We start from the raw sequence: 13,640 nt of genomic DNA, 5'->3' as shown, positions 1-13,640 counted from the left end.
GGTAGAACCCTCCGCGCTGATCGAAAGGGTTCCAGCGGACCCTGAACTGCTTCCCGGGGTTCTACCGGCCCCTACGGAACTGCTCTACCTCGGGCTCACCAGCGCGCGGCGTCACGGATGGCGGCGGTTCCCTCATGCACGATTCGACGCGCGAGGCCACGGACCCTGCCCGGCTCGGCCGCAGCGGCCCCGGTGGAATCAGCACCGGAGGAAGCGGCGTCGGCGTCATCTTTTTTCATGAAGGACGGGCGTGCGGGCGTGGGCACGCGGGGAACCGAGACCCCGGGCAGGCCCCGCGATTTCTTGCCCTTCGCGGGCAGCTCGCCCGTGTCGGCGGTGGCTGTCACGTCGCCACCTGCGGGTTCAGCCGAGGTCGGTTGCTTCTTCTGCTTGGGCGCAGCGGGTTGGCGGGCGAGGTCCGGATCGGCGTCAACGGGGTTGTTGGCTTCCTGTGCCGCGAGGGAACCTGTTTCGGGTGCCGCCGGGTCGCCTTCGCGAGCGGGCTGCGCGGCGAGCACTTTGAGCCGCCGCTTCTTCTGGGGCGAGCGCTCACCGAAAATCTTGTGGCGGGTCTTCTCCGCCCGACCGGCCAACTGGTAGGCGCTGACCAGCGGGTACTCCCACACGCCCAGAATCTCCCTGCGGTCCTCCGCGAGCTCGCGCAGCACCACGGATGCGCTCTCGGAGTCCGGGTCCCCCGCCACGAGGTTGTGGACCCGCCGCTGCTGCAACTGCACCAGGCCGGTGAGCAACAGCGCATCATCCACGCCCAGTTGGCGGGCGCGGTCGGTGAATCCCACGCGGTAGAGCATGGCGGACTCTCCGGTGTGCACGAACCACAGGTAGCCCAGGGCGGTTTCTTGTTCACCTTCGGCCTGCTCGGTGGCCACGAGGAACACGGAATCCTGATCCACGGCTTTGAGCAAATCGTCGATGTGCGCGGTGCGCAGGCCCACGTTGGCCAGGCTCTGAGTATTTGCGGACACGCGCCGCACTTTGACACCGGCCACTTTGAGACCGGCGCGGCAGCGTTCGAGGGTGCCGCTGGACAAACGCTTCGACAGGTCGCTCTCGACCTCGCCCAGGCGCACGATCAGTTCGCGCGGGCCCGCCTCGCCCTTGCGGATCTTCTGCCGACGGCGGTACCCCGCCTCGTCGAGATCAGACAGCAATTGCGGGTTGACCGCGGTGTCCGGGCTGACGCGCAGGACGGCGCCGTGGTGCTTTTCGCGGGCATGGTCCTGCAGGGCACCGAGAACTCCGACGAGTTCATGGGGACTCTTCACGTGGAGGGACTTGGCTTCCACCACCGTGTGCTTGTCCTCGGGGTAGATCAGGAGCTGGCCGTAACCGATCGTCTGATCTGCGCGATCCACCATGACGCGTTCCACGCTGATCTGCTCGTCCGCCAGTGATTCGGCCTCACCAATGCCCCATAGCAGCTGGGGATTCCCACCGGTCACGCCAACCCTTGCGTCCCACGTTTTCCGGTTGTCACACGGGTTCACGCTCAATGACACGGTGCGTCCTTTCGTCAGTGCCCAGCACACCGTCTTACAGCTTAGCTGCGGACAGTACTCGCGCGTGACCACCCGGTGGGGCGATCACGCGCGTGTACTGATTCAATTCGGGGAGATCAGTGGTGCGAAGACGGATCAGTCGTTGCCGCGCTCGTACTTCTCCCACTTCTTGGCCACGTGCTCCGCCTCGACCATGCGCACGGTGCCCGACCTGGAACGCATCACGATGGACTGCGTGGTGATCCGGGGTCCGCTGTAACGCACGCCGCGTAGAAGATCGCCGTCCGTGATGCCGGTGGCGGCGAAGAAGCAGTTGTTCGAGGTCACCAGCTCATCGGTGGTCAGAATGCGGTCCACGTCCAGGCCGGCCTCGGCGGCCTTCTCCCGCTCGGCCTCATCAGTCGGTGCCAGGCGACCCTGGATCACACCGCCGGTGGCCTTCACGGCGCACGCTGTCACGATGCCTTCCGGCGTCCCGCCGATACCCATCATCACGTCCACGCCGGTCCCCTCGCGGCACGCGGCAATGGCCCCGGCGACGTCGCCGTCGAGAATCATGCGCGTACGGGCACCGGTCGCGCGGATTTCCTCCACGAGACCCTGGTGGCGGGGGCGGTCCAGCACGCACACGGTGAGCTGGTTGGTCTTCACGCCGCGGGCCTTGGCCACGAGGTGCAGGTTCTGCTTGACCGGCAGACGCAGGTCCACCATGTCCGCGGCCTCTGGCCCGACCACGAGCTTGTCCATGTAGAACACGGCAGAGGGGTCGAACATCGAACCGCCGTCCGCGACGGCAATGACGGCCAGGGCGTTGTTCATGCCCAACGCGGTCAAGCGCGTTCCGTCAATGGGGTCCACCGCGACATCTGAGGCGGGGCCGCTGCCGTCGCCCACCTGCTCACCGTTGTAAAGCATGGGGGCTTCGTCCTTCTCGCCCTCACCGATCACCACGGTGCCGTTGAAGCTGACCGTGGACAGGAACGAACGCATTGCGTCCACCGCTGCGCCGTCCGCACGGTTCTTGTCGCCCGCGCCAACCCAGTGACCGCCGGCAATTGCGGCAGCCTCCGTAACGCGGACCAGTTCCAGGGCCAGATTTCGGTCCGCCGCGTTACCTGAAGCGTTACCTGCGGTTGTTTGAGTCGCCATGTTCCTCACCTTCGAGTCAGCTGCGCCGGTGCGCCTCGCATCGCACGTGATCGTGGGCGAGCACACAGGCCTTGCGTGCGTTTCCAGCATATCCCCGGCATTGTTCGATTGGGCGGCTATGTCACGGCACGGCACAATGGACCCGTGAGTGATTCAGCTACGACGCCGCCCCGCAACCCTGACGAGCCTCGGGTCACCTCCGCGATCCCGGAGGAAGGCGCCCCGCTGCCCCAGATCACCACCAAGCAGGCGGCCAAGATCAACGCGCCCATTCGCGGCATGGTCATCTCGATGGCTGTGCTGCTCCTGCTGATCCTGCCGTTCCTGTGGCTGGCACCCAGGCCTGACGCCCAGCCCTACCGCGCTGACGTGAATGTCTCGGAGGAAGCCGGCTTCGTGGCCGAGCAGGCGAAGTTCACCCCCGCAGCCCCGGACCTCGGTGAGGACTGGACGGCCAATTACGCCCGCTGGGACGCCAACTCCCAAGAGGGAGTGCCCCTGTGGAGCGTTGGGTATCTCTCCCCCAATTACCACCTGGTCGAAATGGTCCAGACCGCTGAATCCAACCCCACCTGGCTGGCGCAGCGCACCGAGTTGATCCCTGTGACCGGCCAGAAGGACGTGGGCGGAATCTCGTGGGACATTCACCACCGTGACCCCTCGGGTAAACAGGACGAGTTCACCGCATGGGTCGGCACGTTCGAGGACTCCACCGTGATCCTCAGCGGCGAGGCCAGCGAGGAAGAGTTCGAGCACGTCGCGAAGACGCTGGCCGAGGGCCGCTGAGTTCACAGACCCGTATCGGTCACAACGCGGAACGAACTGGGGTTTAAGCTAGGAACGCACCCGGGGGCACCACCTCCTGGCGCACCAACCGTGAGTCGAACCGGGAGCCACCGTGAGCGAAAAGACCCAGCCGAAAATCAGCGACGCCAAGAAGCCGACCAGCACACCCAAGACACCCCAGGAAGCATGGCAGCGGTTGCGGGACGGTAATGAGCGGTTCATTGCCGGTGAGACCTTGCACCCGCACCAGGACGCTCAGCGGCGCAAGGACCTGGAGCACGTGCAGAAGCCGTTCGCCGTGATCTTCGGTTGCTCCGATTCGCGCTTGGCTGCGGAAATCATCTTCGACCTGGGCCTGGGCGATGCCTTTGTGATCCGCACGGCAGGCCAGGTCATCGACAACGCGGTGCTGGGCACCCTCGAGTACGCCATCGACGTCTTGGGCACCCCGCTGATCATGGTGCTCGGTCACGACTCGTGCGGGGCCGTGACCGCGACCAAGAACGCCGTCGACTCCGGTGAGCTGCCCCGCGGTTTCCAGCGCGACCTGGTGGAGCGCATCACGCCGTCGGTCCTGGAATCCAAGCGCAAGGGTCTGAACACCCTCTCCGACATGGTCGTGGAGCACACCAAACAGACGGCTTCGCGCATGTTGGACCAGTCCCGATCGATTGCGGCGGCCGTCTCCAAGGGGGACGCTGCAGTGATCGGCGTGTTCTACCACCTGGATGCGGGCAAGGCGGAACTCGTCTACGGTCACGGCCCGTGGTTCCCGGAGCGCAGCTGAGAGCGCGTCCGATTCCACCGGGCAAGGTGGCGTGTCACCGCATGCCACCAAGAGCCCGGCCCCGATCCGAGCGCCTAAGCTAGGGGTCATGGCAGAAAATACTGAGTACCGCATTGAACACGACACCATGGGTGAGGTCCGCGTTCCCAAGAACGCCCTGTACCGCGCTCAGACCCAGCGTGCCGTGCAAAACTTCCCGATCTCCGGCTCCACCCTGGAGCCCCAGCACATCAAGGCGCTCGCCCAGGTGAAGAAGGCCGCGGCCACCGCCAACGAGGAACTGGGTGTCCTGGACGCCCAGCGCGCCCAGGCCATTCGCGACGCCGCCGACGCCGTCGCCTCCGGTGACTACAACGACAACTTCCCCATTGACGTGTTCCAGACCGGTTCCGGAACCTCCTCGAACATGAACACCAATGAGGTTCTGGCCACCCTGGCCACCCGCTCGCTGGAGTCCGAGGGCGTGGAGGTCCACCCCAACGACCACGTCAACGCCTCGCAGTCCTCCAACGACGTGTTCCCCACCTCCGTGCACGTGGCCGTGACCAACGCGCTGATCAACGATCTCAAGCCCGCCATGGACGTGCTGGCCACGTCTTTGGAGAAGAAGGCCGCAGAGTTCAAGGACATCGTGAAGTCCGGCCGCACCCACTTGATGGACGCCACCCCGGTGACGCTGGGTCAGGAATTCGGTGGTTACGCTGCACAGGTTCGCTACGGCATCGAACGCATTGACGCTTCCCTGCCCCGCGTGGCCGAGGTTCCCCTGGGCGGCACCGCCGTGGGCACCGGCATCAACACCCCGGACGGCTTCTCCGCCCGCGTGATCGAACTCTTGGCCGAGGAAACCGGCCTGCCGATCACCGAGGCCCGCAACCACTTCGAGGCGCAGGCCAACCGTGACGGTTTGGTCGAGGCTTCCGGGCAGCTGCGCAACATCGCGTACTCCTACATGAAGTTCATGAACGACATCCGCTGGATGGGATCCGGGCCCAACACCGGCCTGGGCGAGCTGCACATCCCCGATCTGCAGCCGGGTTCCTCCATCATGCCGGGCAAGGTCAACCCCGTGATCTGCGAAGCGGCCATCCAGGTTTCCGCCCAGGTCATCGGCAACGACACCGCCGTGGCCCTGTCCTCCAGCAACGGTGCGTTCGAACTCAACGTGGGTATCCCCGTGATGGCCGCCAACCTGCTCCAGTCCATCCGCCTGCTCGCCAACATCTCCCGCGTTTCCGCGGAGAAGATGATCGACGGCCTGGTGGCCAATGAGGAACGCTGCACCTTCCTCGCGGAGGCCTCCCCCTCCATCGTGACCCCGCTCAACAAGGCCATCGGCTACGAGGCCGCGGCCAAGATCGCCAAGCACGCCGTGGCCAACAAGGTGACGGTCCGCGAGGCCACCGTGGAGCTCGGTTACGTGGACGGCGACAAGCTCACCGAGGAGCAGCTGGACAAGGCTCTGGACGTGACCACCATGACGGGCAAGTACTGAGCCGACGTCAGCTCCGGACACTGATCGGTCCCGGCGACAGATCACCGGTGCATGATTGGAAGCTTCGGCCCCGCACGCTCACCGTGCGGGGCCGAAGCATTTAAGAACCGGTCAGGCCTTCCAGCGGGACCAGGCCGCCTGCCGGGAGGTCCCGGCCGCACCGGCCACCGCCGTCCACGACGACGCCGCCGCAACGTTGCGGGCGCTGGTCCCCAGGGACTCACCCACGGCCCCGCTCAATCGCAGGAGCGACTGGAACGCCTCCGGATCGCCACTCGCGGCGAGCTGGCGTACGGCCGCCATGGCCGCGCTTTCCAACTGGACCACGGGGGTCGGCCCGTCACTGGGTTCAGGAATGTCGGTACTCACGCGTCCATCATGGCACCGAGGCTCAGCGGCCCACCAGTACGACGTTCAGGGTGTCGTCCGCGTCCTCGAAGCCCCGTTTCCAGGACACACCGGGCCAGCGGTACTCGACCGAACCCTCGTCCGGGCGGTAATGGGCGGTGAACAACGTGCCGAAGCCGCCGGAGAAGTTGTCCTGGTAGAGCGGGTCCTCGAGGAACTGATCGCGCATCTCGTCAGCGCTAATCTCGGTTTCCACGGTGCGGTCCAGGTGCTCGAGGCGTTCCACGGAGAAGAACTGAGCGGCCTTGACCGGGTACTCCGGCTCCTTACCGCGGTGGTTGGTCGCGGTGCAGGCGTCGAAGAACTCCGCCTGCTGGCCCGGGGCCACGAACGCGGTGAACTTCTCGCCCGAGGTGTCCACCACGGTGATGTTGTAGGACATGGACACCGGCAGCTCACGCAGTAGTTCGCGTGCCTGCTGGGCGGTCTCGGCCACTTCCAGCAGGTACCGGATCACGATCGGGATCGCGAATCCCGGGCCCGATCCCGGTCGACCACCGAACGTGAGGGACACAGCCAGGCCGGCGTCGTTCATTCCGTCCAGCAGGCCCCACAGGCAGTCACCGGTACCAATGACCTTGCGGCCGGTGAACTCACTGGAGTACACGGTGGCTTCCCACAGGCTCGGGACGTAGTCGTAGTTGCGGGTCAGTGAGGTCTCCTCACCCGTGAGCGCAACCTGCGAGCAGGCCGGCGCGAACGCGGGAAGGTTCCACATGGTCAAAAAGCGCGCCGCGACGTCGTCGTTGCCGGTGAGCTGCACGAGCTTGCGCCACGTGGGCACCAGCTGGGGCATGTGCTTCTCGAGCATGCCGCGCGCCTCGTCCAGCTCGGGGCGCGCGCCCGGTCCGGTCTGGTACCACGAGCGGTAGGCGGGCCAGGTCGCGTCGAACAGGGCCTTCCAGCGCGGGCCCGGCTGCGGCTCGCGGATACCGAACACCGTCACGGGGAATTCGCGTTGCGCGGACCACGACGACGCTCCCGCGCCGTAGCCCTCCCCGCCGGTCTCGGTGTCGGATGCCTCGGTACCGGTCGCGGCGGAGGTGCCACGAGCGGGACGGGTGGTTCCGCCGGCAATGTCGATGGTGGGTGCACCGCGGTAGAAATCAACCCAGTTGATCCGGGGCGAGGCGGTCTCGGCCCAGTTGACGGAGGTCCAGTCAATGGCCGCCCAGTCGATATCGGTCCAGCGTGCTCGGGTCCGGGGTGCGTGGGTCTTCTGTTCACAAGTCATGTGTCAAGGAAACATTGACACGATGCGGTCTGTCAAGCTTTTCTTGACAGACCCCCGGGGTGATTCACCTCACCACTCACGGTCCTGCTCCTCACAAACCCCTCCCCGATGCCCACATGCCCGCCTAGGATGAATAGGAAGCAACCTTGTGACCGGACCACGGTCACCCCGTTCGGCAGGAGTAAGACATGAAACTCGCAGAGCAAATCATCCAGCAACTCATGGACGCGGGCGTCCAGCGCATTTACGGCGTGGTGGGGGACAGCCTGAATCCCATTGTCGACGCGGTCCGCCGCACCGGCGGCTCCGCAAAGGGCGGCATCGACTGGGTTCACGTGCGCCACGAGGAGGCCGCAGCCTTTGCCGCGAGCGCCGAAGCCCAACTGACGGGTCAATTGGCGGTGTGCGCGGGCTCGTGCGGGCCGGGAAACCTGCACCTGATCAACGGTCTGTACGATGCCAACCGCTCGGGAGCGCCCGTATTGGCGATCGCCTCTCACATTCCGTCGCAGTACATTGGCGCCTCCTACTTCCAGGAGACCCACCCGGACCGATTGTTCAACGAGTGCTCGGTGTACTCCGAACTGATCAGCACTCCCACGCAGTCCCCCGCCGTGGTCAGCTCGGCCGTACAGCACGCGATGACGGTTCCCGGCGTGGCCGTCATCACCCTGCCCGGTGATATCGCCGAGTCCGAGACCCAGGCGGATGCCCGGCCGTTCTGCGTGCCGGAACCGGGCGCCGTCGTCCCCTCGGACGCGACCATCGAGCGCATGGCCAATGCCCTGAACAATGCCCGGGACGTGGCGATTTTCGCCGGGATCGGTGTGGCCGGCGCCCACGACGAGGTGATTGCCCTCGCGGACACCCTGGGTGCCCCGATCGGGCATTCGCTGCGCGGTAAGGACCAGATCCAGTACGACAACCCGTTCGACGTGGGTATGACCGGACTACTCGGCTACGGTGCCGCGGCCGAGGGACTCAAGGGTGCCGACGTGATGGTCATGCTGGGCACCGATTTCCCGTACGACCAGTTCCTGCCGGACGTCACCACCATCCAGGTGGACACGGATGCCTCCGTGATCGGTCGCCGCACCGGTGTGGACATCCCCGTGCACGGTGATGTGAAATCGACCATCCTCAAGCTGTTGCCGGAGTTGACGCGGAAGAAGAACCGTTCGTTCCTCAAGAAGACTCTCGCCAAGCACGACAAGCTCATGAACAAGGCCGTGGGCGCGTACACCCGCAAGGTCGAGAAAATGACGCCCATTCACCCGGAATACGCGGCGTCGATCCTGGACCAGGTGGCTTCGGACAACGCGATTTTCACCGCGGACACCGGCATGTGCAACGTGTGGACGGCCCGCTACATCAACCCGCTGGGAACCCGGCGCGTGATCGGCTCCTACCTGCACGGCTCAATGGCCAATGCGCTCCCCCAGTCCATCGGTGCCCAACTGGCCTTCCCGGACCGCCAGGTCATCTCGGTCTCCGGCGACGGCGGACTGTCCATGCTCATGGGGGAACTGCTCACACTGGCCGTCTACGACCTGCCCGTGACCGTGGTCGTGTTCAACAACTCCTCGCTGGGCATGGTCAAGTTGGAGATGCTCGTGGACGGCATGCCCGATTTCGGTGTGGACGTACCGCAGACCGACTACGCGGGCATTGCGCAGGCCGCCGGGTTGCAGGGAATTCGCGTGGAGCAACCCGGGGACCTGGAGGGCGCGTTCACCACCGCGCTGGCACACCGGGGGCCCTCACTCGTGGAAATCATCACGGACCCCAATGCCCTGTCGATCCCGCCACAGATCGAGAGCGCCCAGGTCTTCGGATTCGCCACGGCCATGTCCAAGATGGTCTTCAACGGTGGCGCAGGCGAGGCCGTCTCCATGGCGCGTTCCAACCTGCGCAACATTCCGCGCGGCTGAGTCACCCGGGCGGCTCCCCTTTTCGACGGCGACAGGGGTGGCGGTTATCATATGAGTTTCGCTATGATCTCATGTGAGAGTGGCTCAGGTCACTCCCGCCATCCTTTTCTCCTACGGATCGTCCGGCACGTGCCTGCCGGGAAAGAGGAAACACATGTCCAGCGTGCGCTACGACAGGGTGACCTGTCAGTATCCCGGGGCCGAGCGCCCCTCCGTTTCCGAGCTGAGCCTCGATATCGCCGACGGCGAGTTCCTGGTTCTCGTGGGTCCCTCCGGTTGCGGTAAATCCACCACCCTGCGCATGCTCGCGGGTTTGGAAGACGTCACGGGCGGCTCCATTCACATTGGCGACAACGAGGTGACCGACACCGCCTCCCGCGATCGTGACATCGCGATGGTCTTCCAGAACTATGCGCTGTACCCGCACATGACGGTGCGCGACAACATGGGTTTTGCGCTGAAGATCGCCAAGGTGGGCGAGGCCGAGCGCAATCAGCGCATCGAGGAAGCCGCCAGGATCCTGGACCTCACCGAGTATCTGGATCGCAAGCCCAAGGCCCTGTCCGGTGGTCAGCGCCAGCGCGTGGCCATGGGACGCGCCATTGTGCGCTCGCCCCAGGTGTTCCTCATGGACGAGCCGCTGTCCAACCTGGACGCAAAGCTGCGCGTGCAGACCCGCACCCAAATTGCCTCCCTCACCCGCCGCCTGGGCGTGACCACGGTGTACGTGACTCACGATCAGACCGAGGCCATGACCATGGGTGATCGCGTGGCGGTGCTCAAGGACGGGCGCCTCATGCAGGTGGACACTCCCCGTGAGCTCTACGATCGCCCGGCCAATGAGTTCGTGGCCGGTTTCATCGGCTCCCCCGCCATGAACCTCTTCCGTGCCGCCGTGACCCAGGACGGCGCGGTGGAACTGGGCACGTTGAGACTGCCTCTCAGCGCTGCGGCTCGGGAAGCGCTCACCGGTGCCGAGGTCACGGTGGGCATCCGGCCGGAAGACCTGGTGCCTTCCGAGAGGGGCCGGGGCTTGGCGGTCGTCGCGGACATCGTGGAAGAACTCGGGGCGGACGCGTACGTCTACGGCCACCTGGACCACAACTCCGACCAGCACGTCACTCCCATTGCGGGAGTGGCCGGCCACGATGAGGACACCGTTCCGAACACCGGAACCAGTGCGGAAGCGGACGAGAGTCCCATTGTGATTCGCGTGGACGGCCGGCAACCACCGGCCGCGGAAACTACCCTGTGGGTCAGCACCAACGGTGACCGGCTCCACCTCTTCGACGCCACCACGGGCGAGCGACTCCCGGACTGATGTCATCTCCATGAAGTGAAACGTCACGCGCCCTTTCGGGGAGCGCGTGGCGTTTCTTTCGTTTCTGCCCTGTACTCCATGACTATCGGAAGGCCACCCCTGTGACTCCCACCAGCCCCGCCGAGATCCCCGTTGTACCCGCCACCATGAGGGCCAGTGTGCTGCGGGCCCCGCATCAGCTGGAGATTCAGGAGCGGTCCGTGCAGCATCCCGGCCCGCACGAGGTGCTGATCCGCATCACCTCGGTGGGTGTGTGCGGCTCCGACACCCACTATTACGAGCACGGGCGGATCGGTGATTTCGTGGTGGAGAAACCCCTGATTCTGGGCCACGAACCCGCCGGTGTCATTGTGGCCGTTGGGTCGGACGTCCACGACCGGCACGTGGGTCAGCGGGTCTCCCTGGAACCAGGGATCCCCCAACCGTTCTCGTCCCAAACCCTGCACGGGCAGTACAACCTGGACCCCGCGGTCCGGTTCTTCGCGACTCCGCCCATCGACGGCGTGTTCTGCGAATACGTGACTCACCCTGCCGCGTTCTCGCATCCCGTTCCGGACGCGCTCTCCGACGACGCCGCCGCGCTCCTTGAGCCGCTGTCCGTGGGTATCAGTGCCGTGCGCGCCGCGGGTGTCATCCTGGGTGACCGTGTCCTGGTGGCCGGTGCCGGTCCGGTGGGGCTGCTTGTCGCTCAGTGCGCTCGCCTGGCCGGCGCCCTGGACGTGGTGGTGACCGACACCCGCGACGATCGGCTCGACACGGCCATGAATTACGGCGCCACAGGGACGTTCCGCGCGGACAATGAGCCGTCCCCGGAGGGCCCCGTCCCCGGCCGTGGCTATACCGTGCTGCTGGACGCGAGCGGTGCCGAACCCGCAATCCTAGCCGGGATGCAGCGGCTGGCACCGGGAGGTCGCGTGGTCCTCGTGGGCATGGGCGCGGACGTACTCCGCCTGCCGGTGCCCCTGGTACAGGAGCGACAACTGCACCTGACCGGGATCTTCCGTTACGCCAACACGTGGGACACCGCCATCCGCATGGTCGAGCAGGGCCACGTGGACCTGGATTCCCTGGTCACCTCGCGCCACGGCCTGGACGACGTCGCCGCGGCGCTGACCGCGGGGACGCGCCCAGGCGCGTTGAAAGCTGTCGTGAACCCCTGACGGGGTCGATGGGCGTCCGCTACTTGATGGCGCCCATCGACAGGCCGCGCACCAACTGCTTCTGCGCGATCCAACCGGCGAGCACCACGGGCAGAGAGGCCAAGACGCTGGCCGCTGAAAGGCGGGCCAAGAAGAGGCCCTCGCTGGTCATGGTGGATACCAGCATGATGGGCACGGTGGCGGCGTCCGCGGCCGTGAGGTTGAGGGCGAAGAAGAACTCGTTCCACGCGAAAATCACGCAGATCAGGGCGGTTGATGCGATACCCGGGGCGACCATGGGGATCAGCACCACGCGCATCGTGGTCATCAGCGATGCACCGTCCATCTGGGCGGCCTCGAGCACCTCGCGTGGGACTTCCTGGAAGAACGAGCGCATCATCCACACCGCCAGCGGCAGGTTCATGGCCGTGTACAGGAACACCAGGGTCCACACATTGTCCAGGACCTTGAGCTTTCCGGCCACAACGTAAATGGGCATGATCACCGCGACCACCGGGAGCATCTTGGTGGAAATGAAGAAGAACAGCACGTCCTTGGTCTTCTCCACGGGGCGGATGCTCACGGCGTACGCGGCGGGAATCGCCAACAGGATCACGAGGATCGTGGAGACCACCGTGGCAATGACCGAGTTCCACAGGTACCCGCCCGCACCCGCCTCGAACACGGCCTTGTACTGGTCCAGCGTGGGAGTGAAGAAGAATTTGGGAGGGTTGGCGGCGGCGTCGGCCTCTTGTTTGAACGAGGTGAGCACCATCCACAGGACGGGCATGAAGAACCCGAGGGCCAGCAGCCACGTGAACAGGGTCAGCGCTGCGGATCCCGCACCGCCGCCCGTGCGCTTGCGCCGCGCGAGCGGTTGAGAGGTCTCTGCTGCGGGCGTCTGCGTCTGAACGGTGGTGCTCATCAGTTCTGCTCCGTGCTCATGAAGCCCTTGAAAATCAATCGCAGGGCGAAGTTGGCAATAATGATCGTGGCGATGACAACCACCACGCCCATGGCTGCGGCCTGACCGATGTCGAAGCCCAGGAAGGCGCGTTGGTAGATGTAGTACGGCAGGTTGGCACTACTCGTACCGGGTCCGCCGGCGGTCATCAAATAGATCTGGTCAAAGGTGTTGACCACGTAAATCGCACCCAACAGCACCGACAGTTCGATGTAACGGCGCAGGTGCGGCAGGGTGATGAAGAAGAACGTCTGCAGGGCAGAGGCACCGTCCATTTGCGCGGCCTCCAGAACGTCCTTGGGTTGGGACTGAAGTCCCGCCAGGATCAGGAGCATCATGAACGGGGTCCACTGCCACACCAGGGCGATCAGGATCGAAATGACGGGGTGGGACGACGTCCAGTCCACCGCGGGAATCCCGAAAATGCCCAGCACCCAGTTCACCAGACCGTACGTGGGGTTGAACATGGACGTGGACCACAACGTGGCCGCCGCTACCGGCATGATCAAGAACGGTGTGATCAGCAAGGTCCGCACCACGCCGCGGCCCAAGAACTTGCGGTCGAGCAGTAGCGCGAACAGGATGCCCAGGACCATGGCGATCAGCACGCAGCCGAGGGTGTAGATCACCGAGTTCATCGCGACCTGCCGGAAGGTGCGGTCTGCGAAGATCTCGATGTAGTTGCTCAGACCGACGAACACGTCCGAGGCCGGGTTCAACAGGTTCCACGATCGCAGCGAGTACCAAATGGTGATCAGGAACGGGATCTGCGTGGCGATGATCGTGAAGATCAACGCCGGCAGTAGCGGTAGGCGTCGCTGCCACGCGTCACTGCGACGCGGCGCGTGAGCGCGAGATGTGCGTGGGCGGCTCGAACGGGCGGCCCCGGTTGATGTGGACATAGCG

General features: G+C 65.3%; 12 protein-coding genes. 6 read left to right on the top strand and 6 right to left on the bottom strand.

Annotated elements, in window-relative coordinates:
* Positions 1-95: 95 nt before the first annotated feature.
* Both ABEA06_RS06625 and glpX read right to left on the bottom strand, forming a co-directional pair.
* Positions 96-1,520: a hypothetical protein gene (locus ABEA06_RS06625; RefSeq protein ID WP_345310976.1), complete on the bottom strand. Its 1,425-nt coding sequence runs from the start codon at positions 1,518-1,520 to the stop codon at positions 96-98.
* 135 nt (positions 1,521-1,655) lie between these two features.
* The gene (glpX, locus tag ABEA06_RS06620) at positions 1,656-2,669 is read right to left on the bottom strand and encodes a class II fructose-bisphosphatase (RefSeq protein ID WP_312397109.1); all 1,014 of its coding nucleotides are present in this window, start codon (positions 2,667-2,669) and stop codon (positions 1,656-1,658) included.
* Between the two features lie 144 nt (positions 2,670-2,813).
* Here glpX and ABEA06_RS06615 point away from each other — a divergent pair, with 144 nt between their 5' ends.
* From ABEA06_RS06615 to ABEA06_RS06605, 3 genes are all read left to right on the top strand, one after another.
* On the top strand, positions 2,814-3,455 hold the full coding sequence (locus ABEA06_RS06615) for a DUF4245 domain-containing protein (protein WP_345310975.1): 642 nt from the start codon (positions 2,814-2,816) through the stop codon (positions 3,453-3,455).
* A gap of 112 nt (positions 3,456-3,567) precedes the next feature.
* Positions 3,568-4,242 carry a carbonic anhydrase gene (locus tag ABEA06_RS06610; protein ID WP_312397111.1) on the top strand — a complete coding sequence of 225 codons (675 nt, stop codon included), beginning with the start codon at positions 3,568-3,570 and terminating at the stop codon, positions 4,240-4,242.
* An 88-nt stretch (positions 4,243-4,330) separates the two neighbouring features.
* The gene (locus ABEA06_RS06605) at positions 4,331-5,737 is read left to right on the top strand and encodes a class II fumarate hydratase (protein ID WP_345310974.1); all 1,407 of its coding nucleotides are present in this window, start codon (positions 4,331-4,333) and stop codon (positions 5,735-5,737) included.
* 111 nt (positions 5,738-5,848) lie between these two features.
* Here ABEA06_RS06605 and ABEA06_RS06600 read toward each other — a convergent pair whose 3' ends face one another.
* On the bottom strand, positions 5,849-6,106 hold the full coding sequence (locus ABEA06_RS06600; RefSeq protein ID WP_345310973.1) for an aldo-keto reductase family protein: 258 nt from the start codon (positions 6,104-6,106) through the stop codon (positions 5,849-5,851).
* A 22-nt stretch (positions 6,107-6,128) separates the two neighbouring features.
* A complete protein-coding gene (locus ABEA06_RS06595; RefSeq protein WP_345310972.1) occupies positions 6,129-7,379 on the bottom strand; it encodes a C45 family peptidase in 1,251 nt (416 codons plus the stop codon).
* A gap of 188 nt (positions 7,380-7,567) precedes the next feature.
* On the opposite strand from ABEA06_RS06595, the gene ABEA06_RS06590 reads away from it, so the two are divergent.
* From ABEA06_RS06590 to ABEA06_RS06580, 3 genes are all read left to right on the top strand, one after another.
* A complete protein-coding gene (locus ABEA06_RS06590; protein WP_303382293.1) occupies positions 7,568-9,310 on the top strand; it encodes a pyruvate dehydrogenase in 1,743 nt (580 codons plus the stop codon).
* 154 nt (positions 9,311-9,464) lie between these two features.
* Positions 9,465-10,631 carry an ABC transporter ATP-binding protein gene (locus ABEA06_RS06585; RefSeq protein ID WP_303382292.1) on the top strand — a complete coding sequence of 389 codons (1,167 nt, stop codon included), beginning with the start codon at positions 9,465-9,467 and terminating at the stop codon, positions 10,629-10,631.
* Positions 10,632-10,732: 101 nt separating this feature from the next.
* The gene (locus ABEA06_RS06580; RefSeq protein WP_312397362.1) at positions 10,733-11,791 is read left to right on the top strand and encodes an NAD(P)-dependent alcohol dehydrogenase; all 1,059 of its coding nucleotides are present in this window, start codon (positions 10,733-10,735) and stop codon (positions 11,789-11,791) included.
* Between the two features lie 19 nt (positions 11,792-11,810).
* Here ABEA06_RS06580 and ABEA06_RS06575 read toward each other — a convergent pair whose 3' ends face one another.
* Together ABEA06_RS06575 and ABEA06_RS06570 are read right to left on the bottom strand one after the other, a co-directional pair.
* Positions 11,811-12,695: a carbohydrate ABC transporter permease gene (locus ABEA06_RS06575; protein ID WP_303382290.1), complete on the bottom strand. Its 885-nt coding sequence runs from the start codon at positions 12,693-12,695 to the stop codon at positions 11,811-11,813.
* Positions 12,695-13,636, bottom strand: coding sequence for a carbohydrate ABC transporter permease (locus tag ABEA06_RS06570; RefSeq protein ID WP_312395746.1), 942 nt, complete (start codon positions 13,634-13,636; stop codon positions 12,695-12,697). The genes ABEA06_RS06575 and ABEA06_RS06570 overlap by 1 nt, the downstream gene beginning before the upstream one ends.
* Between the last annotated feature and the right edge of the window lie 4 nt (positions 13,637-13,640).

The organism is Kocuria gwangalliensis (assembly GCF_039544365.1).
Classification (GTDB): Bacteria; Actinomycetota; Actinomycetes; order Actinomycetales; family Micrococcaceae; genus Kocuria; species Kocuria gwangalliensis.
The sequence above is the reverse complement of the archived record's forward strand: the minus strand, read 5'-3'. Positions and strand labels throughout refer to the sequence as shown.

What these genes read in the sequence shown, in the direction of transcription:
- glpX (WP_312397109.1), bottom strand. Translation starts at nt 2,669, where the DNA reads ATGGCGACTCAAACAACCGCAGGTAACGCTTCAGGTAACGCGGCGGAC.
- ABEA06_RS06605 (WP_345310974.1), top strand. Translation starts at nt 4,331, where the DNA reads ATGGCAGAAAATACTGAGTACCGCATTGAACACGACACCATGGGTGAG.
- ABEA06_RS06595 (WP_345310972.1), bottom strand. Translation starts at nt 7,379, where the DNA reads ATGACTTGTGAACAGAAGACCCACGCACCCCGGACCCGAGCACGCTGG.
- ABEA06_RS06590 (WP_303382293.1), top strand. Translation starts at nt 7,568, where the DNA reads ATGAAACTCGCAGAGCAAATCATCCAGCAACTCATGGACGCGGGCGTC.
- ABEA06_RS06585 (WP_303382292.1), top strand. Translation starts at nt 9,465, where the DNA reads ATGTCCAGCGTGCGCTACGACAGGGTGACCTGTCAGTATCCCGGGGCC.
- ABEA06_RS06575 (WP_303382290.1), bottom strand. Translation starts at nt 12,695, where the DNA reads ATGAGCACCACCGTTCAGACGCAGACGCCCGCAGCAGAGACCTCTCAA.
- ABEA06_RS06570 (WP_312395746.1), bottom strand. Translation starts at nt 13,636, where the DNA reads ATGTCCACATCAACCGGGGCCGCCCGTTCGAGCCGCCCACGCACATCT.